Source organism: Spongiactinospora gelatinilytica, from assembly GCF_003236385.1.
In the GTDB taxonomy this organism is placed as follows: Bacteria; Actinomycetota; Actinomycetes; order Streptosporangiales; family Streptosporangiaceae; genus Spongiactinospora; species Spongiactinospora gelatinilytica.
The window spans coordinates 1-470 of record NZ_POUA01000850.1; the positions used below are offsets into that span (position 1 = coordinate 1).

Genomic DNA, 470 nt, shown 5'->3' on the forward strand with positions numbered 1-470 from the left:
GCTTGACGAACAGCACCAGAATCTCCACTGATATGGAGAATACCTTCATTAGAAAAACTAGTTCCATTTCCAGGTGATGCAAATCCTAGAACTTCTACACCAGCAGTCTTAATTGCTGTATCTGCCATCACTACACCAATCCCAGATGGTGCACCACAAATTAATCCGTAAGCTTTTCCGATTGGAGCTCCAAAAGCCACATTTGCAGCACTAGAAGCGCTGGCAGTAAATTGTAATTCAAGATGACCTGCAGGAGAATTGTAAACATCACCAAAAGTTCTTGATAAATTATCCAAGGCGACACCAATTGCTTGGCGAACATCTGATGGATCACTACCACCAATAATGATTAACGAGCCGTGACCAGCTCCACCTTTAGTATCTCGTGGCAATTCAATATCCAACACTTCAGTGTTAGTTGCCTTCACAGCTTCGTCCATTGCCATGATTTGTGGACCAGCACCGGAACG

1 protein-coding gene is annotated in these 470 nt (G+C 43.8%); it reads right to left on the minus strand.

Features of this window, described 5'->3' with window-relative positions:
• A partial coding sequence (gene pduB, locus C1I98_RS39710; RefSeq protein ID WP_306461961.1) for a propanediol utilization microcompartment protein PduB occupies nt 1-440 on the minus strand: 440 nt, incomplete at its 3' end.
• Nucleotides 441-470: the final 30 nt, after the last annotated feature.